This window comes from Aquimarina celericrescens, assembly GCF_042682765.1.
Lineage (GTDB): Bacteria > Bacteroidota > Bacteroidia > Flavobacteriales > Flavobacteriaceae > Aquimarina > Aquimarina celericrescens.
On sequence record NZ_JBHUHY010000003.1, the window covers coordinates 29,370 to 51,577 of the forward strand.

At 35.5% G+C, this 22,208-nt stretch carries 15 protein-coding genes; all 15 read left to right on the forward strand.

Annotation, left to right across the window (positions count from 1 at the left end; all coding sequences use genetic code 11):
- The first annotated feature begins 10 nt into the window (after positions 1 to 10).
- The 15 genes from ACFSJT_RS03980 to ACFSJT_RS04050 all read left to right on the forward strand — a co-directional run bounded on the left by ACFSJT_RS03980 (position 11) and on the right by ACFSJT_RS04050 (position 22,197).
- The gene (locus ACFSJT_RS03980) at positions 11 to 2,194 is read left to right on the forward strand and encodes a type II secretion system protein GspD (protein ID WP_378318925.1); all 2,184 of its coding nucleotides are present in this window, start codon (positions 11 to 13) and stop codon (positions 2,192 to 2,194) included.
- Complete coding sequence (locus ACFSJT_RS03985) at positions 2,194 to 3,408, forward strand: hypothetical protein (RefSeq protein ID WP_378318926.1); 1,215 nt, start codon at positions 2,194 to 2,196, stop codon at positions 3,406 to 3,408. Before ACFSJT_RS03980 ends, ACFSJT_RS03985 begins: the two co-directional genes overlap by 1 nt.
- Positions 3,392 to 3,910, forward strand: a complete 519-nt coding sequence (locus ACFSJT_RS03990; protein ID WP_378318927.1) for a hypothetical protein — start codon at positions 3,392 to 3,394, stop codon at positions 3,908 to 3,910. Before ACFSJT_RS03985 ends, ACFSJT_RS03990 begins: the two co-directional genes overlap by 17 nt.
- Positions 3,911 to 4,092: 182 nt before the next feature.
- Positions 4,093 to 4,650, forward strand: coding sequence for a hypothetical protein (locus ACFSJT_RS03995; RefSeq protein WP_378318928.1), 558 nt, complete (start codon positions 4,093 to 4,095; stop codon positions 4,648 to 4,650).
- The gene (locus tag ACFSJT_RS04000; RefSeq protein ID WP_378318930.1) at positions 4,647 to 5,426 is read left to right on the forward strand and encodes a hypothetical protein; all 780 of its coding nucleotides are present in this window, start codon (positions 4,647 to 4,649) and stop codon (positions 5,424 to 5,426) included. The genes ACFSJT_RS03995 and ACFSJT_RS04000 overlap by 4 nt, the downstream gene beginning before the upstream one ends.
- Positions 5,427 to 5,440: 14 nt before the next feature.
- The gene (locus tag ACFSJT_RS04005) at positions 5,441 to 6,406 is read left to right on the forward strand and encodes a hypothetical protein (RefSeq protein ID WP_378318931.1); all 966 of its coding nucleotides are present in this window, start codon (positions 5,441 to 5,443) and stop codon (positions 6,404 to 6,406) included.
- A gap of 53 nt (positions 6,407 to 6,459) precedes the next feature.
- Positions 6,460 to 7,404: a hypothetical protein gene (locus ACFSJT_RS04010; RefSeq protein WP_378318932.1), complete on the forward strand. Its 945-nt coding sequence runs from the start codon at positions 6,460 to 6,462 to the stop codon at positions 7,402 to 7,404.
- 80 nt (positions 7,405 to 7,484) lie between these two features.
- Positions 7,485 to 8,018 (forward strand): OmpH/Skp family outer membrane protein, encoded by a 534-nt coding sequence (locus tag ACFSJT_RS04015; RefSeq protein WP_378318933.1) that lies wholly within the window; start codon positions 7,485 to 7,487, stop codon positions 8,016 to 8,018.
- Positions 8,019 to 8,101: 83 nt separating this feature from the next.
- Positions 8,102 to 8,740: a hypothetical protein gene (locus tag ACFSJT_RS04020; RefSeq protein WP_378318934.1), complete on the forward strand. Its 639-nt coding sequence runs from the start codon at positions 8,102 to 8,104 to the stop codon at positions 8,738 to 8,740.
- An 84-nt stretch (positions 8,741 to 8,824) separates the two neighbouring features.
- Entirely contained in the window at positions 8,825 to 13,825 is a 5,001-nt protein-coding gene (locus tag ACFSJT_RS04025) for a hypothetical protein (protein WP_378318935.1), read from the forward strand.
- A 26-nt stretch (positions 13,826 to 13,851) separates the two neighbouring features.
- Positions 13,852 to 18,312 (forward strand): RHS repeat domain-containing protein, encoded by a 4,461-nt coding sequence (locus ACFSJT_RS04030; RefSeq protein WP_378318936.1) that lies wholly within the window; start codon positions 13,852 to 13,854, stop codon positions 18,310 to 18,312.
- A gap of 8 nt (positions 18,313 to 18,320) precedes the next feature.
- On the forward strand, positions 18,321 to 18,767 hold the full coding sequence (locus tag ACFSJT_RS04035) for a hypothetical protein (RefSeq protein ID WP_378318937.1): 447 nt from the start codon (positions 18,321 to 18,323) through the stop codon (positions 18,765 to 18,767).
- Between the two features lie 1,159 nt (positions 18,768 to 19,926).
- On the forward strand, positions 19,927 to 20,661 hold the full coding sequence (locus tag ACFSJT_RS04040; protein WP_378318938.1) for a hypothetical protein: 735 nt from the start codon (positions 19,927 to 19,929) through the stop codon (positions 20,659 to 20,661).
- A 132-nt stretch (positions 20,662 to 20,793) separates the two neighbouring features.
- Positions 20,794 to 21,723, forward strand: coding sequence for a hypothetical protein (locus ACFSJT_RS04045; protein ID WP_378318939.1), 930 nt, complete (start codon positions 20,794 to 20,796; stop codon positions 21,721 to 21,723).
- Between the two features lie 6 nt (positions 21,724 to 21,729).
- Positions 21,730 to 22,197, forward strand: coding sequence for a hypothetical protein (locus ACFSJT_RS04050; protein WP_378318940.1), 468 nt, complete (start codon positions 21,730 to 21,732; stop codon positions 22,195 to 22,197).
- Positions 22,198 to 22,208 lie beyond the last annotated feature (11 nt).

Here is a 22,208-nt window from a genome sequence, read left to right on the forward strand (position 1 = left end):
AATAATCACTATGAAAAAAAATATACTACTTATTTACTTTATTCTAGGTTTTGGAATAGCATCCTTTGCCCAAGAAGATGTCCAGGATAAAGATAATACCAGGATAAATACTATCGAAAACAAACTACAATTACTTGGTGTAGATATCCCTGGACTATCTGAAAAAGTAAATATAAATATCTCGAATACCAGCCTTCTAAATTTTTTGAGAGCGATTTCGCAGGTGCACAAAATAAATATAAATATTGCAAGCGAACTTAACTCGATTAATATAGTTAATGGTTTTAACGAGGTAAGTGTACAGGATTTGCTTATATTTCTAGCCAAAGAATATGAGTTAGATATTGATTTTACTGGTAACATTTTATCAATAAGAAAATATACTCCTCCCGATATAATTCCTGTTGAAAAGGAAATTGTAGTTTCGTATGATATTACATCAGAAACATTAACAACCGATTTTACCAATGATCCTTTACCAAAGGTTTTCAGAAAAATAACAGAGCTTTCTGGAAAAAACCTTCTATACGCTCCAGAATTAAATAATAAAACGCTTACACTTTTTATCACTAACGTTCCTATAGATCTTGCCTTACGAAAATTGGCAGAGGCCAATAATCTAGATTTCAATAAAACCAGAGATGGTTTTTACGAATTCGAGTCTATACCCGGAGGCAGTGACCCAAATGGTGCAGGAAGACCACGAAGAAGTCGCAATAATTTTTATTATAAAGTAGTAGATTCAATAAAAAAAGTAATTACTGTAGATCTTAAAAACACACCTATTTCAGACATTATTTATAATATTACAGAAGATCTTAATCTAGATGTATTCACGGCTTCCCCCCTAGAAAATGCTGGTACGGTTACTGTAAAAGCAGAAGCAATACGTTTTGACGATTTACTCATTAAGATTTTTGAGAGCAACGCTAATAGAAATCCTACCAATCAAAATAATCAAGAAAATAATTCACAAAATTTTCAAAATAATACGCTACCTAATTCAGATAATTTCACTTTTAAAAAAGAAGGAGATGTTTATTATTTTGGCACTGAAAACCAACTATCGCTCAAAAAAATTGATTTAATACAGATGATGCACCGCTCCATTGCTATGTTAGGAGATGCGAATCCTTCAACTTCCTATGGCAATAGTTTTACGAACAATAATTTTGTTACTGGAGGTACTAGTTTTTTTGGAAATACCGCAAATACAGGATTAAATCAGCCCAATATTAACAATAGAAATCGTAATAACTCTAGTAACAGATTCTCTGGGAATGGATCTCCCCAAAGCTCTGAAGCCGGCTCTATTTCAGATATATTTCCAGCAAGTATTAGCGAGGGTCTGGATATCAAAATTGATACCGAACTAAACAGTTTTATAGTTAGTGGATCAGGTACTCGGGTCGAGAAATTCAAGAAATTCGTAAAGTATATCGACAAACCAGTACCGCTTATTCTTATAGAAGTTATGATTCTTGAAGTAAACCGAAGTGCAACCATAGAAACCGGAGTAGAATTTGGGCTTGGAGAAGAACCTGCAAATGATAAGGGAGTGGCTTTCCCCAATGCTAACATCACCCTAGGGGCACAAACTATAAATAGAATTATCGGTGGCTTTGATGGTTTTGGATCTTTAAATTTAGGGAATGTAGTTCCTAACTTTTACATGGACATCAAGGCTATGGAAACCAACGGAAATGTAAAGATTCTATCCACTCCAAAGTTAAGTACTTTAAATGGCCATAAAGCATATTTGTCCAGTGGGCAAACCACATATTATACGGTAACCAGTCAGAATATTATTGGATCACAAAATCCTCAAACTACAGAGATTGTAAACTATCTACCTATAGATGCCGAATTGGCTTTGGAATTTAAACCCTTTGTTTCAGGAGATGGACAAATTACTCTGGACATTCAGGTAATTCAATCCAATTTTAGTGGTGAGCGCATTGCAGAAGATGCACCGCCAGACATTAATAGCCGTAGATTTTCTTCTATTATGCGTATGCAGGCAAACGATGTTGCTATTTTAGGTGGAATTGAACAAAAAGTTAAAAATGACTCAGGATCTGGTGTCCCTTTATTATCCCGAATTCCGATCATAAAATGGTTATTTAGCAAAAGGGTTAGAGAAGATTCAAAAAGACGATTAAATGTTATTATCAAACCTACAGTTTTTTACTAATGCTCAATAAACTGGCATCATATAATCCCAAAGGGAAAACTTTTCTAGCGTTAGAACATTATTCTGAACACGATAATTCGCTATCGATTTTAGGATTAGAAGTTCTATTAAAAAAAGAGGAGCTTGATATTACCAGAAGCTTTAAAGCGAATAGTTTTCAGGAACTAGCTGGTTACATAAAAAATATCCAAAAAATCAGGCTGGTAATTACAGGCGACAACGTTCTTACCAAAGAAGTAAACAATATAGGGAAAGATATCGAAATCTTATCTGAGGCATATCCTAATCTAAATCTAGATGATTTTTATTATCAAATACTAAAAACGAGTAAAAAGTCATTTGTAACAGTTTGTAGAAAACAATATGTAGATGCTATAATTCAAAATTACCGACAAGAGAAAATTATAATTACTGAAATTTCTTTGGGCAATCTGAAGATGGCTGCGTTAGTACCTTACATCCAAAAAGAAGAAATTTTAAGTTATACTTCTACAATTCAATTCCAGGATAAAGAGGTGTTTTCTATCCTTGCTAGAATAAGTCATGACGTGCAAGACTATACTATGGAGGGTTTTGCAATTTCTAGTATCTACACACTTCCTCTAGCTATTGTGTTAGATTCATTTTATGATCAAACACGGATTTTTGGTAATATTGATGAGAAAAACCAACAACTACAAAATGAGTACAAAGAATCTCTCTTCTTCAAAAAAGCTTTGCAATATGGTGTAGGATTTTTGCTAATAACATTACTTATCAATTTCTTTGTCTTTAATGCCCAATACCAAAAATGGCAAAACCTACAGGAGGAAATTCAGGTATATACTACTCAAAATGAAAGTATAAAAAAGCAACAATCTATTGTAAATACAAAAGAAGCTATTGTAAACAGCATACTTACCACCGGATTCTCTAAAAGCTCATTCTATATTGATCAAGTAATACGAGCACAACCTACGACAGTTCTATTAAATTCATTCACATATCAACCCAAGACCAAAACGACACGAAGTGATAAGCCAATTTCGATTAAAAATAATGTGATATCGATAAACGGAAACTCAGTTGATAAGGCAGGTTTTACTACTTGGCTAAACACCATTGAAGATTTGGATTTTGTAGACACTGTAACTATCATCCACTACGGGATGGATAAAAAGAACACCTCAAGTTTTGAAATAACAATCAATCTCACTCATGACACAACGAAATAAAAACATATTGCTAATAGTAGGACTGTTATTAATGTTGTTCATTGCTTACCGCTTTGGGTATTCTAAAACTTTTAGTCTTCGTAGTGAAGTAACAAAACTCGAAACTCAAAAACTGGCATATCAATCTGCTCCTGCACAATTAGCTGCTCTAACCAATAAAGAAAAACAACTTGATGAGATTCTTCAAAAAAATAATGTCGAAGGAAGTTCTTTGCAAAACAACATCCTTACAACCTTAAATACCCTCTCCAATCTATCTGAATTTAAAATAATAGCTTTTGAAGAACCTCATATTTTTACCAATGAAACTAGTCAAAAAACTGCCACGACCTATAATTTCACCATTCAAGGAAATTATAAATCGCTTATAGACGTAGTATATGCGCTGGAACAAAAGTATAGTTTTGGGAATTTGATTCACGTAGATTTTGAAAAGAAGAAAAATTTCAGAACCAGAAAAAGCTATTTGCAATGTAGGGTTTTATTGCAAAGGTTGAACTAATAATGTACAGTATAGAATTTTAAGTTAAAAATTTTGATCATAAACAGCTCACTAGTCTTTTTATATTTATTAGTAAAATATTAACAATTTGAATTTTAACTTTTAAAATTATCTTAAGATTCATATATTTGAATCTTATTCTACCTACCCCAGGATAATTACAAACTTAATAGTGTTATTGAATGAAGAAATTCATTTTTATCTATAGTGTAGCCAGTATGCTATGCTTAATTTCCTATGGGCAAACGGTAAATGTTTCCTATTTGAATCTCACCACAAACAATGGGGATCCTGATAATTTTTTAGAATTCGGAATTCAACCAGAGAGTAAGGCAGATTTTATGGGCAACAATAACTCTCATAGTTATAATAATGTAGATGACTTCTCAATTTATATTCATAAGAACAGGGACATTATATTGGGAACTGGTTTAAGAAATGTAATTATCTTCCCTAATGATAGTGGTAAAGTTGATATAGAAACTACTAATACTAATACAAACTTGCAGATTGGTGATGGTAATCACTCGGGATCTCCCGTTGTTAAAGTTAAAAAGAAAAAAATATCGCTAGCTCCTCTTAATTTCAGTAGTTCAGTTTGGCTTTTTACAACCAGAGGCAATGAGTACTATGCTAATTTAATTATTAACCATTCAAACAATAAGACTCTTACTTTAAAAAAAGATTACAATGTAGGCATCGGTATTACAAATCCTATCATAAAACCCACTATAAAATGAAAAATACCCTATCAATATTAATAATAGCTTTTGGATTTAGTCATATCATTGTAGGTCAAAATTATTTTAGCTTTAATGGGAGTGCAGATGTTTTGTTCAGATATGAACCTAGAGGTTTAGGAGGCCGAGCTCTTGTTCATGGTATGGATAATAAACTAATTATTAATTACAACAGTGATTTTTCGGGAGGCACAGAGGTAAATGGATCGCTAAAAATTGGAAATTCAGAAAATTACTTTGAATATAATGGGAGTGCAGATGTTCGTCTCCAATATAAGAGTCGAGGTTCCGGAGGTCGAGCTTTAGTTCATGACTCAAATAATAGATTATCTATAAATCATGGAGGCGATTTCACTGGTGGTACTTTTATTGGAGGACACAAAATTGTCTTTCCAAATGCTAATATAGGCATCGGCACCAGTAATCCAGACTCAAAACTCACGGTAAAAGGAAAAATCCATGCCGAAGAAGTAAAAATCGACCTAAGCGTTCCCGCACCCGATTATGTATTCAAAAAAGAGTATGACCTGCCAACCCTTGAAAAAGTACAACAATACATTCAGGAAAAAGGACACTTACCCAACATTCCTTCTGCCAAAATTATGGAAACCGAAGGAGTAGAACTTGGTGAAATGAATATGAAATTATTGGAGAAAATTGAGGAATTGACCTTATATATTATTGAGCAGGAGAAAGAGATTGAGAAATTTAAGACATACAAAAATAAGATCGAAGAACTCGAAAGGAAGTTAGATCTTTTATTAAAAAACAAGTAAACCAAAATAATGACATGAAAAAAGTCGTAGTATTAATTGCTGTACTAATATCGTTTAGTATAGAAGCTCAAAATACATTCCCAGCATCTGGTAATGTGGGCATTGGAATCTCTTCACCAAGTTCGAAACTTGAATTAAAAAGTGGAGGCCAAAGATTCAAATTTTTAACAGGAACAAATTCTAGTGGCTATATATTGGACATTGGAATAAATGATGATGGAATAAACTTCAATAACAATTCAACCATAAGGGGGTTTAATTTTAAAAATGCCAATGGTAGTTTAATGAATATTTTATCAAATGGTAATATTGGAATAGGAACCACGACACCAAAGGCTAAACTACAGGTAGACGGAGCTGCAAAAGTTGGTAAATGGAGCGTCTTAACTTTGGATTGGACTAACCAAACCAATTGGGGAGGTAATTCAAACAATTGGGCGGGATACATTGGTTTTAATGCATTCAGAAACAACAACGAAACTAAAGATTATTATAAGGGAACTAACAGATACACTTCAAAAGGGGTTTTTGAAGGTTCTAATTACGGTTTTAGATGGCTATATAGAAATCATAATGGTTATGATTCCGATGGCCAACATAAACTTACAGAATATATGCGTTTGACTAACAACGGAAACTTAGGCATCGGCACCAATAATCCCGACTCAAAACTCACGGTAAAAGGAAAAATCCATGCCGAAGAAGTGAAGATCGACCTAAGCGTTCCCGCACCCGATTATGTGTTCAAAAAAGAGTATGACCTGCCAACCCTTGAACAAGTGCAACAATACATTCAGGAAAAAGGGCACCTGCCTAACATCCCTTCTGCCAAAATGATGGAAACTGAAGGAGTCGATTTAGGAACTATGAATATGAAGTTGCTGGAGAAGATTGAAGAATTGACCTTATATACTATTGAGCAGCAAAAAGAGATCAAGGAGTTGAAATCAATAGTCGAAAAGATGATCAAAAAAAGATAGTAACTCATTTTCTAAATAATATGAATTAAAAAAATATAGAAATTCAGAACAACATGATCAAATCAATAAAAATAGGAAGCATAGAAATAAAGATCCTAATGGCAGTACTATTCTTAACTGCAATTGAACTAAAGGCCCAACATGATTATGATAATCAATCTGTAATTTATTCTAAAAATGCAAATCTAGGACTCGGTACAAATACGCCTTCTTCCTTTGGGACAGATTCTCCAACTTTAGATCTAAGAGGTCAAAGAACTCAGAGAACAGGCTCAATTTTGGGGCAGTCATCAGATCTTTCCATAGGATGGAAAATTGGTCGTGCAGATGACTCTTCTCTTCCTAATGGCATGGTGATAGGCACATTAGATTCAGCACCTATCAATTTTCAAACTGGAGGAAATAATACAAGATTTACAATTGATAACATTGGAAATGTTGGAATAGGAACAATAAACCCAAATATGAAACTTCATATCAAAAATCCATCAGGTGGAGCAGCAATTGGAATAGAAAGAGGCAATAAAATATGGAGATTTGATATTGAAGATACAGGAAACAAACTTTTTTTAAGCAATACATCTAATCCTGGTAATTTACTGTTTACTTATACAAATGATGGTAAATTTGGCATCGGCACCACCGCCCCAGACTCAAAACTCACGGTAAAGGGAAAAATACATGCCGAAGAAGTAAAAATCGACCTAAGCGTTCCTGCACCCGATTATGTGTTCAAAAAAGAGTATGACCTGCCAACCCTTGAAGAAGTACAACACTACATTCAGGAAAAAGGACATTTGCCTAATATTCCTTCTGCCAAAATTATGGAAACCAAAGGAGTTGATTTGGGGATCATGAATATGAAATTATTGGAGAAAATTGAAGAGTTAACACTTTATGCGATAGCACAAGAAAAACAACTGAAAAAGCAACAATACATAAATAAAACCCTGGAGAATCGATTAGAAAAAATTGAAGCATTATTAATAAAAGAATAGTAAATAAAAAGTCAAAACTACGAAAATAGAGTAACAAAAAAACTCCCTACTGACGACATCAGACTTAAAAAACAAAAACAATGAACAAATTAGCACTACCCATCTCAATCCTGGCACTTATTACCGCAGTAATTTCTTTTTTCTATCTACAATCATCATCAGAATTGGTGTACGTAGATGTGAATAAACTTTTAGATGGATATAAAAGAACCAGAATTGTAAAAGCCGAATTTGATGAAAAGGCGAAAACGATGAAAACGAATGTAGATAGCTTGATTGTAGGTTGGCAAAATGAGTTGAAAACGTATGAAAAAGAACGGAGCTCAATGACTAAAAAAGAAATAGAACTTAAACAAGAATTATTAGGCAACAAACAGCAACAAATCAATAATTACCAACAGGCGGTACAGAAACAACTAGTAGAAGAAGATAAAAAAGTTACACAAACCGTAATTAACGATATAAATGATTTTGTAAAAGAATATGGTAAAAAAAATGGATACAAAGTGATTTTTGGCGCTACCGGAAACGGAACTATTATGTATGGTGAAGCATCTGCCGATCTTACTGATAAAGTTTTGGAACGCCTAAATGCAGAATTTGAAGGGAAGTGATCATGAAGGTTTGTCAATCCAGACTTGATGCGAAATCCAAAGATGAAAATAGATGCTATAGGCACAGCACTAAATTAAAACAGATGTCCACAACGACTTCCCTTTTTAAAAGAATGACAAGGATAGTAATGCGCTGTCTAATTTTGACGACAGTACTTACCTCCTGCACCTCAAAGAATTTTGATTCGGCAGAGGAGCTACTGGAGTACATCAAGCAGCCAGAGAATGGGTACTTGTATACCAAATCGGTAAATGGAGTTGATTTCTCGATGCTGTATAAACCAACAGACTTATTGGTTGATCAAGAATTGACAGGAGCGTATTCCTCTTCTAAAGTAGATAGTTTACGAAGTAAATACAGAGCATATTTGTATTTCACATTATCCATGTCTAAAAACAACCAGGAATTACTAAGCAATGTAGCCGGAAACAAACAACAATTTGGAGCTATGGTCAACGAATTAGCCTTTGGTATGGAGCAAAAAGTACATCTATACACTCCACAAAAAGATACCATTGCGATGGCAGATTATATCTATCCCAGGATGTATGGTATGAGTGGGGCAACCACCATGTTGTTAGTCTATCCAAGAGATAAAAAAGTAACCAACGAAGATTATTTTATAGTAACAATAGAAGATTTAGGATTTTATACTGGAGAAGTAAAATTTAAGATCCCAACAGAGATGATAAACAACGAACCAAGAATAAAATTTAAATAGAGTTATAAGACTGAAACTGAAAGTCTCAAGAAAACTTTAGACTTCGTAAAAAATAGAAACCAAAAACTTCAAACCAGAAACTTGATGAAGAACACCAAAACAAATTTTTCACATAGAGTCATTGCCGTCTTTTTTGCAATGACGTTTTTACAAACACTTATCCCGTATAACCAGTTATGGGCTAATAATAATGGGCCTAACGCACCAGAAGCTGCATCATTCGAACCGATTGATGCTACCGATATGGTGAATTTATTAACAGGGGATTTTACTTATGTTTTGCCATTACTAAATGTACCCTCTCCAGAAGGAGGATATCCTTTAGCATTGGCGTATCACGCCGGTATTGCTATGGATCAGGAAGCTTCTTGGGTTGGACTAGGATGGTCTTTGAACCCAGGTGCAATCAACAGATATGTTTCTGGTGTTCCCGACGATTGGAAAAGTACAAAAAAGTACAGCGTCGTTTATGATGAAGGTGGGGTTGCTAGGTCATATACAGGAGGAGTAAGTGTTGGATGGGGTGATGGCTTATATTCGGCTGGATTATATGCTAGTTATTCTGAAAACAGATCTTCAAACGGTGAAAATTCATACGATTTTAGTGTTGGAGGTAATTATGGTCCACTTCAAGGTAGTATTGGATCGCGCGGCACGAATTTCGGAATAGGAATTCCTCTGGGAGCTGGATTTAAAGCTAGCATTGGCACATCAGGAGTCGGTCTTAGTTATGAGAGAAGTTCCGGCGCAAATTCTATTGGATTATCTGTTAACCAAAGTTTCAAAGACGGAAGTACATTATTATCCCTTAATGGCTCTTCTAATTATGGGGCAAGTCTGGGGGTTTCTCTAAGTTCTAGAGACGGTTTAACCGTAAGTGTTATGAATGGCTCTTTTGATTTCAGTGGTAGTGAGTCCTTGTCAAGACAACTATCTGTAGTCAACAGAACTTTAAGAGCTGTAATTCCAATTCCTACGCCATCAGGAGCAGTTAATATTGATGCAGCATATCGAAAAACTAAATATTGGGTTTATGAAAATGATTATTCCATTTTTGATGGTTCATTATATTCTGGTAATATTAGTAATTCTTTAGAAAATAGCTTGTTTGACTATAAAGTTGCGTTTGATTCTTACGAATCTTATTATGAAACAGATCGAAAACAACAGTCGAAGGAAGCTAATTATTCTTTAATATCTTATGATAGCTACTCTGTTTCTGGTCAGGGTATATCTGGAAGCATTAAGCCATATATTTTTGAGGATGCCGTTTTAAGAAATCAACAAAGAACCATCGACACAGATACAGAAGGTAACTCAATTGCCGCAGCTTTTTATGATTATCCAACAGGTACAATTGGAGATAAGTTTACTAAAGGATTCAACGATATTCATTTCTATTTTGAAAACGAGAACTCTTCATTTTTAAAGGTGAGTTCTGGAAACTGGACATCTTCTAATAATAATTATAGTAGTATATTCAACTTAAATACTTCTAACAGTAGGACAGATACTTCAATAAACGTAAATGGTATTGTCCAAAATGGGTATAATACAGACAGTAAGAGAATGCGAAAAGGTTCTTTTATCGAAACTTTTACAAATCAGCAGATATTAGATGCTCCTTCACGTATAGTACAACCTCAAAACTTTAATAGAAACAGATCTAGAGTTCCAAGGGATGGAATTGGAGCTTATAAAATTACAACAACTGATGGAAAAACGTATCACTATTCTATACCTGTTTATCAACATGAGAAATTCTCCAGAGTAGCAGAAGTAAATAGAGATATTAATAAACAATTTTCAGAGGAAGTACAGCTCGATCCTTATGCTACTCATTGGCTGTTAACAGCAATTACAGGCCCGGACTATGTAGATACCAATAACAATTATCTTGTTGATGAGGCAGATTATGGATATTGGGTAGAATTTAATTATGGTATGTGGAGCGAAGGCTTTGGATGGAGAACTCCGACTACTGGATATCAGACTTCTGAAAAAACAAAAACATATCAATGGGGAATAAAAGAAATCTATTATTTGGATAAAATTAAAACCAGAACACATACTGCCCTTTTTGTAAAAGAAAACAGATTGGATAATCTATCTTCATCTTCAATATTAAATGTGGGATCAAGATCTAATCCAAAAGTATATAATGATATTCATATAAAAGATTTTATCATTGGGGATGATGGGAAAAGCTATTTCAATGGGGTTTACGATGAAGTTAATCCAAGATTTGGCACGTTCTACATTGAGTCAAGACATAAATTCTTTTTAAATCTTAATGAGCAAAAATCTCTCAAACTCAAGAAAATCATTCTCTTAAAGAACAGCAGTTCCTATGCCAACATAAGTAAAACCAACTCGTCTGAAGAAAATGAAATTACAGGAGGAGAAATAGCAATAGAAGAGAGTTTTCAACAGTTCGATCTATTGGGGAGGGACATAGGTACTTTACACAAGCCAATAACAGATAGGACTTGGAAGGCAAATTTTTATAAAAATATTCTTGACACCAAGGATATCGAATCTCTAAACGATATTGATAATGATGCTATCCAGATCATTGACTTTAATACATCGTATAACCTAGTTAGAAACACTCCGAATTCTAAATCGAATGACAATGAAAAATTGACTTTGGATCAGGTTCGCTTTAGAGGAAAAAAAGGAAAAATGCTTATGCCACCATATCTTTTTGACTATAACAATAAGCATGCAGAGTATAATAATAATGCTAAAGACGTTTGGGGTTATAGAGATGATACACCTGCGAGTTGGAGTTTAAAGAAAATTACAACTCCATTAGGATCGTCCATTTCTGTAGAATATGAAGAAGATAAATTTAGATATGAGGCAGCTATAACTGCACCCGCGGAAGTTAATAAAAATGGTGGAGGATTAAGAGTGAAAAACTTAATCTTAGCACTTGATAACAAAGAATACATCACTTCATATAATTATAATATTCCTGGAACAACAACATCCTCGGGAGTTACTTCATATGCTCCAGCGAAAAACGAGAAAGAAGTTAAATATATTGGAGAAATACCAGGCCCCTCTGTAATGTATGAATATGTGAGTGTTGAACATAAATTTTCGACAAATCAAATCAAGTTTAAAGATGTTTTTCGATTCAATGTATTACAAAAAATGCAAGAGAAAAATGGTGGTTTCGAAATGGGAAGTATGCTCTCTTTAAAGAAAACCCAAAACACCAACCAAAATATTAATGTAAATGGAAATGTGCGTTCTACTAATTTTTCAAAATTTGAACTTGTTGATCATACGGCATCATTAGGAAGTTTGATTTCTAAAAAAAGTTTTAATGGGAAAGGACAGCTCATGTCTAATATAGAAAATGAATACTATAGTCCTAATGAAATACAACAAGGCGCACATCAGGAAACTAATAAAATGTATAAGAGTGTTAGAGAAGGATCTGTGTATAAAAATTTATTAAGTACATCAAGTAAAACAAAACTTCCTAACGTCTTAAAATCCACAACTAATTATTCGGGTAATCAAAAAACCACATCTCATTTTGATGAGTATAATTTCCTAACAGGTCAAGCTACTGTAACTCGTTCTAGTCTAAGCGATGGGACGAATATTATAACAAAATCGTTTCCGGCACATGATATATATGCCGGTATGGGAAGCAAAGCTGACAATTCTACTAATAAAAATATGTTGTCACAAATTGCCGCTAACCTAACTCAGATTAACATTAATGATACTTGGAAAACTATAAACGCAGGCATAACTACGTGGACGAATAATTGGTCGTATCGTAAGTTTGATGGATCTTTAGAATCTACAGCTACTGGTAATGCAAAAATCTGGCGTAAGCATAAAGCCTACGTTTGGAAAGGTGATGTAGATACTAATGGAGCATATCTAGGATATACTGGTGACTTTGATAATTTTAATTGGCAAATCAACGGTACTCAAACCAATCCTAAATGGATTAATACGTCAACAGTAAGCCTTTATGATCATTACTCGATGCCATTAGAAACCTTAGATATTAATAACAATAAGGTTGCTACCAAAATGGGGGACAATAACTCTAAAGTATTTGCAGTTGCCAATGCTGGATATAAGGAAATGTTCTATTCTGGAGCTGAAGATCTGAATGTAAAGACAGGTTATTTTAGTGGAGAGGTATATACAGATGCTACAGCAACATTGTCCAATACCTCACATACTGGAAAGTATTCTATCTCCGTTGGCGCCAATAAGAAAGCTTTTGCAGCTAAACTTGACAAGGGTGAGTACAAAGTTTCCGTATGGGTCAATAAAGATGCAAAGTTTTATCTTCCAAGTTTAACCAGGCTTAAAGTTGGAAGTAATGTTATCTCCTATGACACAGAAGAAGTTGTGAACGCTGGAGATTGGGTACAGTACAATTTCTATACCGGTGAAATTTCCCCGGGACAGGAGGTGTACGTATATAACACGAATCGTAACGGATTGTATGATGATTTTAGAGTCCATCCTATAGAATCCTCAATGACCAGTTATGTATACAACGAATGGGATGAATTAACCCATATAATAGGCCCAAACAACCTAGCAACAAAATATGAATATGATGATGTGGGAAGATTGGAAAGAACATATTCAGAAGTTGTTGATGCTAATGGTGTTACAGGAGGGTTTAAACTCGCAAAAGAAGTGAACTATAACTATAAAAAAGTAGCCGAAGTAGATGCTAATGGGAACGGTATTATTGATCCTGTCGAGTCGTATCCTCCATTAGGCATCAGTCTGTATATAGATAGTACAATTGACTACGCAACTGAGGCCGTTGCAAGAGGTATAGGAGGTAGCGGAAGTTATCAATATCGGTGGGCCATTAGCAATACTCCCATAGGATCCAACCCATCCTATGGGGCATGGGGATCCTCTAGCACAAAGACCATATATGATGCCTGTGGAGAAACTACTTATGTGCAGTGCCAGGTAAAAGATACTCAAACACAGGACACATCAACCAGAAGTACTAGTCGCTTAAGAAGTTGTTCTGGTGATGGAGATCCCATAATAGCCCCGGCAGGACAACAACAATAATCAACTTAGCAAAAAAATTAAAGAGCATGAAAATCAAAATTTTATATACATTTTTCCTTCTTTGCGTTGCATTAACCTCTAGAGCACAAGAAATTTTGCCTATAGGAGACGTAGATTGTGGACCTGGTGAATTTGTTACTAAGTATTTTCAGGATTATGATAAGGATGGAGCCGGTAATGCTGAAATTTTCATCGAATTATGTAGCGATCCAGGGATCGGATGGGTTGCTTTCAACGACTCAGATTGCGATGATAACAATCCCGATGTACAAGGAGAAAAAAATTGGTATTTCGATAAAGACAATGATGGTTTAGGGTCTACTATGAACGGCCCTTACATTGTCGCTTGTGAAGAACCTTTTAAAAATGACAGCACAAAAAACTATGTCACAAACAATGATGATTGTAATGATAATATAAATGCGGTAAGAGGAAAAACAGCGTATTATCTGGATAATGATAAAGATGGCCAAGCTGCTATAAATGCAAGTCCAAGATATGAATGTAGTAATCCTTCTACAACGACTACAACATATGTGACCGCTGAAAATCGTACTGATTGTGATGACACAAATCCCAATATTCAGCAAAGAACCTGGTACAAAGATATCGATGGTGATGGTTTTGGTGAACCAGGCAACCCTATAGTTCGCTGTCAAAAACCCAATGGCAACTATATCGACAAAAATGATGATTTATGTCCTGGCGTTTATGGTGATTATGACGGTTGCCCCGCTGCCGGAGAAAATACAGCCGAACTATGGAATACAGTACTGGTGACTACTTTTGACATCACCAGAAAAGAAATTGGCAAAAGCAAATCATACTTTGATGAGTTAGGAAAATCGATACAGTCTCAAGCCAAAGATTATAAAACCGGAAAAATCTGGGCTAATGAAATTTATTATGATAGCCAGGGAAGACCTGCTTTACAAACTCTAAGCGCCCCTACAAACGAAGATATCCCAAGTGACTTTTTATTTAGACAAGGATTATTAAAGAAATCAAACGGTAGTCCTTTTACGAAAGCTGATTTCGAAAACGACCCAGAAAATCCATCGTTGGCAGGTCAGCAACCCAATACCGTAGGTTGGTACTACAGCACTAACAATACTACAGAACCGTATCAAGATGTAACACAAAGACCATATTCCAGAACAATCTATAGCGAATTAAATCCCGGAAGCGTTTTAAAAACTATAGGGGGTAATAAAATCGATGGAACATGGAAAAATGGTTATACATTCTCTATGCCTGCCGGTCAGGAATTATCAAGTCCCGCAGCCTTTGGAAGCAATTGGAATACCAATCATAAAGTGATCAAAACGATATCCCGAGATGTACGAGGAGAAGAAAATGTACTATTTACAGACACCGATGGTCGTACACTCGCAACAGCACGTAGTGGTGGCAATGCCTTACGGGATTCAGACATATTGATAAACGAACAAGGATATGTAGATATACATGTCCCAAAAGGCACCACAGGAGTTCAACTTTTTGGAAATTCAGGTATTGCGCTGGATATCTATGATCTGATTACCGAGCAAAAAATAAATACAGCGGCGGGAAGCTTATCCAACGGATTTTATAGAATCACGGTTCGTAATGTAGATACGTATACCCCTGGAGCCATACGCATTCGATGCAAAGAAAACTACTATGACTATAGTTTAAACTACTATGACAAAGCCGGGCGATTGCTAAGTAGTAAACAGCCCTTAAATCATCTAGAAAGTACTTTTCAGTACAATTCAATAGGGCAATTAGAAACTACTACCAGTCCAGATGAAGGAGACGCTTCGTTTAAATATCGTAGAGACGGCCAAATTCGTTTTTCTCAAAACAGTAAACAGAAAGATCCTAATGAAGATGGTAATATTAGCGATGCAGAATTCTCCTATACCAATTATGACCTAAGAGCAAGGCCTATAGAAAGCGGTGTTCTAGAAAACATGAACTTCTTAACCGCAGATCCAGATGGAGACTTGCCCACAGGAATTAAAAAAGAGCAGCATAAAACTACCTATGATGCTTTATCAACCTCAGATACCAACGCATTACCCGCCAATTATAGAAACCCTTCGTTTCTAGCAGGTAATGTTGCCAAAACAGAAAATGACCATACCACAACCTACTATAGCTATGATATCTATGGCAGAGTACAGTGGATTGTGCAAAATATAACAGGATTGGGTATCAAAACCATCGATTATGAATACAATCCTGTGACCAGCCAGGTAGATCGGGTGGTCTATCAAAAAGGAAATCCAGATCAATTTATACATCGATATACCTACGATCCCATAGATTATAGCCTTACCAAAGTAGAAACTTCGACCAATGGCACCCAGTATACCGAGCATGCTTCGTATCACTATTATGAGACCGGCGCATTAAAACGTGTTGATATCGCACAAGGATTACAGGGTACAGATTATGTGTATAACTTGCAAGGAGCCCTAAAAAGTATCAACCACCCAAGTTTAACGAGTAGTAATGACCCTGGTGGTGATGCCAATGATCTGTTTGGGATGATTATCGATTACCATAACCACGATTACAATCGCCCCTTACGCAATATTAAAAGTGCCGACTATGGGGTAAACCAGTACAATGGTAATATTAAAGGAATACGATGGAATTCAGAATATAATCCCATTGCGGGCAAGGAGCATGCCTATAGCTATCAATATAACCGAAACAACTGGTTACAAGCAGCAACGTATGGCCACTTTACGGGCGATTATAGTAGTTTACCCATTATAACCGAAGGAGAAGAAGGTACAGCCGCACAGGATAATATCACGACTACAGAGGTTATTACAGGTACAAAAAACTATGTGGCGAATGATTATATTTCCTTAAAACCCGGATTTCATGCCAAAGCAGGAAGCTCTGTCTCTGCCAAGATCTCTGGCATGGGACCAACGCATACTGTAAATGCAGGAGCATTGGCCCTCAATACCAATGGTGATTACAAAGTAGATAATCTTACCTATGACGCCAATGGTAATATACAATCCTTGGACCGTAACAAGCATACCGAGAGCGGCAATAATGCGATGGATAAGTTGTCTTATGTATACAAAACCGATAAACCCAACCAACTATTACGGGTAGATGATACCGTAGGTGATGTAGCAGGCGCCGGCGATATTGGCGATCAAAATGGCAATAACTATGAGTATAATGAGATCGGACAGTTAATAAGAAACAATGAAGAAAACATTTCTTATCTTTATAACGCCAGTGGATTGGTGACCGAGGTGCAAAAAAGCAACACACCTTTGGTGAAGTTCTTTTACAATGACAAAGGGCATCGGGTAAAAAAAGAAAGTTATAACCCCGGCAACGGTAATTTGGTATATACCGAACATTATGTACGGGATGCAGCAGGTACGGCCTTAGCAATCTATAGAAATGACCAAGTGGTAGAAAACACCATTTATGGGGCAAGCAGATTAGGAGTGCGTAAAAGTGATGGCTCCCATTTGTACCAACTAACCGATCATTTAGGCAATGTACGTGCTGTGGTAGGTAAAACAGCATCTGGGCAAGCCATGGCGATGAGTAGTGCTACAGATTACTACCCCTTTGGGATGCCAATGCCGGGACGAAATATTGTAGGCGATTACCGTTATGCCTACCAAGGGCAAGAAAAAGACCCGGAGACTGGGAAGGAAGCGTTTGAGCTAAGGCTTTGGGATGGACGAATTGGCAGGTGGTTGACTACGGATCCTTATAGACAGTTTAATTCCCCTTATCTTGGGATGAGTAATAACCCTATTAATGGAATTGACCCAGATGGAGGTTTTTGGCAAGAATTAGGAAACTGGCTTGGGGGTAAAGGATGGATTAGTAATGAAGGATTGGATTATTTACAAACCAAAGGAATTACCAATTACGATTCACATTATTCTAAGAACCCTTTAGATCCTAAAGGCTATCATACAATAGCGTATGATAATTCAGATGGAGAATTGACTTTTCATAATTTTAAAAATGTTGATGATTTAGGATTTGAATTTTTGGGAGACAGATATGATTATCAATTTAAAATAAGCGCAGGACTTCAGGTTAAAGAAAACTTTAGTGATATATTTAAATTAAATGTTAACTTGCTATCAAGAACATTTGCTCAATGGAACTCGAAAGATGGATTTAGAGGCCCTGATTTTTATGTTAAAAATTTAGAGTTAAAAACTGGATTTGGAGCTGCCTTTTATGGTATTAATTTTGATGTTAGTGCCACGGGAAGTGAAATTAATGATGCTGGAGTAACAAGGAGAAATGGTGGACTTATGAAATTAAAACTTGATGCACATGGTGGATTTACTTCGTTATTGCAAGTGGGAATAGACACAGATATATATAAGAAAAATTCAACTAATATTTATAGACAACACGGTATAGGCCTATCACATGGTGTTGGTGTAGTAGTAGATTTTTCTATAGCAACGAAACAATCTATATTCAAAAATTAAGAGTAAGGATGGATAATAAAACCTTTTTGTCATTTCGACATTCAAAAGCATTGATTTATTTTGTAGTTTCTGGACTTAGCTTTGTATTAATACTAATATTTGTAGAACTTATTAATAGAGGTCAAATAAAGGAATTTGTATTTCTTTTTTTACTATTCTTAGGATTGATTTTTTTCTTGTTATTTATTTTGCTAAAAATTAATAAACTTAATTTGATTTATTTTGATGAAGAGTATGTTTATTTAAATACTGATAAGCAGAAAATTAATATTAATAACGTAAAATCCATACGGTATTATTTATTGGCAGCAAGTTACATCTCTTTTGAAAATGAAAATAAGAGATATTATTTTTTAGTAGATAAAAATGAATTATTGTTTAGAAAAAAAAGAAAAAAAATTTTAGAGATAAGTAGTCGACCCTCTTCCTCCGCTCCGCAAAGAGTGATTAAATAAAAGTTAGGATGCTGCGCGAATGTCCCCCTGATGCCGCTAGTATGCGCTACCCCCTGATACCGCTAGTATGGGCAACCGCTAGTTTTCAAAACTAGTGGCGGTAAAGATTGGCAGAGTATGAGTAAGAAAACAGTAAAAGCAGTCACGATAACGTGGCTGTTTTTATTTTATAAACTACTTAGTTTTATCCCCCGCTGGCGCGAGCAAAACTAAGTATCGGCTAGCGCGATGGCTCTGGCTCGTGCCGTCAAAGCTTGGCAGTTGTGGTTTTGTTTTCTATAGACTACCCCCAATTTCCATAATACAATCAAATGATAAATGTTAAAATATCAGGTAGCAACTCTTTAATAAGTTTGCTACCTTTTTATTACTGCCCCAATTTCCATGATACAATCAAATAAAAATTGTTAAAATAATATATGGTTATAGCCCCTGATGCCGCTAGTATACGCTACCGCTAGTTTTCAAAACTAGTGGCAGTAAAGATTGGCAGAGTATGAGTAAGAAAACAGTAAAAGCAGTCACGATAACGTGGCTGTTTTTATTTTATAAACTACTTAGTTTTATCCCCCGCTGGCGCGAGCAAAACTAAGTAACGGCTAGCGCGATGGCTCTGGCTCGTGCCGTCAAAGCTTGGCAGTTGTGGTTTTGTTTTTTATAAGCTACCCCCAATTTCCATAATACAATCAAATGATAAATGTTAAAATAATATATGGTTATAGCCCCCAGAATCCTCCAAATCAACGCTACGACGATTGAGTATTTGTATAATAGTATAATATCACCCCTTCAAACATGACCTTAAAACGCAAATGTAGTACGATTTTTATGTATTGCAGAAATAGGTTACCGTATGATATTTTGGTTAGCGTAGTACATAAAAAAACATCAGTTTCAAAAAATGAAACTGAGGTCTGCTATATTTGCCCACAAATAAATTGAATTTTGATATCAAATTTAAACCTATTAGAGATCTCCTATCAGACATGCGAAGTTACAAGCGGGGCAAAAGTTATGTTGACGATAAAGAAGATCTATTTACTTTTAACCATTTTTTTTGAGAAACCACCATTACTATAAAATACAAATAATATACAATACCCTGCTGGGATAATTAGCATGCTTCTACTATCTTTGATTCTTACTTACATTAAAACCAATGAACTATAAAAAATATATCATACTGCTACTAATACCTATCTCTCTTATAAGTTGCCATAGCATCAAGGTAAATCATGCTACCATGCATACGGCCTCTACTACGCCAATGGCACTTGGGGTTATTGGAATGCAACATAACAAAATGATGCATTCAGATTTTAAAGAAACTGCAATCCCAACGTATAAAGAGGCGATTCGTGTGGGAGTCAACACTACGACATTTAATTTGGATGCGTATAAGGCATATACGCAACATTCAAAAAATAACAAGCAAGGGGTTACTTATGTAGATTCTCTCAAGACGAAACCTTCTTTTCTGCAATTAAAGATCACAGATAGAGTTACGTTGCTTTCAGAGCTAAAAAAAGAAGAGAATCAGGCTACTTTAGCATATCTCAAAAATCAAGAAAATGCACGTATGGTAACTGGCGTATCTATAGCACTTCCAGAATCCTTGATAATTGAGATAAGCAATGCCGAAGCTGTATTTTTGATTAACGAAAAATACAAACAATATCAATTATCCTTGGTACGTGATGGGAAATCGTACAAAACTATAGATTTCTCGTCAGCAACTGTGTTTGGATATCGACTATCGCATTTTTGCTGGGGAATTAGTGGCAAAAGAAAGGTGGTGCTATTAGATATTATAGATGAAAAGGCATCTTGCCCTACTAACACCTACAAAAATGCCGAAAAGGCAAAAGAAAAAATGGATTATTTTAAATTATAAGTTTACATCAATAAAATTAATAAGCTGCTGTCATATTATGCGTCGTCGAAATGTATGCAGACAACCTCTAGATTCAGTTTATGCTTAATCGAGTCGAAGTACTCGAGATGACAGAAAATAATATAAATTGGTATGAAAAAGTATACACTATTTAGTTTAGTAATCTTTATAGCTCTTTGTAGTTGTGAAGAAGCCTTCATAGAAGAAGATCTTTCTGATGACATGACTGCTATCATTGCACCAAAAGACGGATCACAAATTGAAGACACCTCTATTAATTTCAGCTGGGAAGCGGTTGATCAGGCTACTTCGTACCGTGTTCAAATTGCAAGACCGAATTTTGAAAATGCTGCTCAAATTGTAGAAGATACCACGGTTACTTCGACAAATTTTAGAACGAATCTTACAAAAAACACCTACGAATGGCGGGTGCGTGCCCAAAACTCGGGATCAGAAACAGCTTATGTAATGGCTGGATTTAGTGTAACTGAGCCTACTGATTTTGCTTCAAGGGAAGTACTACTTACCTCCCCGGTAAACGAATTGGCCACTAATGAGCCAGAAATAGAACTACAATGGCAGGCAGTCCCTGATGCAAATACCTACAGAATACAATTATTAAATTCGAGTAACGAAGTGATGCAAGAAGAAACGACTATTAACACCATGATCACACTCACCTTTCCTGAAGGAGTTACCCGTTGGCAAGTAAGAGCCGAGAACGCTACCCAAAATACGTTGTATACGACCAGGTCTGTAACGGTAGATACCACATCACCTAATACTCCTGTAGCTACTACTCCGGCTAACAATGCTATACTTACTGAAACTGCAGTAAGTTTTGCATGGACAAGAGAAACTGTAGAAGGCACTACAGAAATTGACAGTATATACATTTTTGAAGACGAAGCCTTGACTCAATTAGTAACTAAAAATCAGGTAACTTCTCCTTCTGAGATTACTCTAGAAGCGAGTACAACCTATTACTGGTTTTTAAAAGCTTTTGATCAGGCTAAAAATGAAAGTGATGCAAGTGCAACGCAAAATTTCCAAATAAACTAGGAATATATGCTAAAAGGTAAAAAAGGATTATACATATTACTACCTCTGGTTGTTTTTATCTGGGCAGCTATTATCTATCAGGTAACTGATGCGTTTTCAGATAACGATCCGGTGATCACCCGTACTACCACTATGAAATTTTCAAAGATAGAGGGTAAAGAACGAGATCAATTTACCATAAGTGAAGTAGAGAGAGATCCTTTTTTAGGCACGCTATACAAACCCAAAAAAGAGCCTGTTAAAAAAGTAGCTCCTAAAATCAAAAAACCACCTATCCCCTGGCCATCTATACGTTATAAGGGTTTGGTAACTGGTGAAAAAGGTACCGCTATATTTCTAATTGAAATTAATGGAGTGGACCAGCTCATGAAACATAATGATGTGCTTTCTGAAGTAAAACTTATAAAAGGAACCTCATTATGGGTGCAATTACGGTACAAAGGCAAAACCAAGCGATTTAAGATCTTAAATTGAAAGTGTTTCAC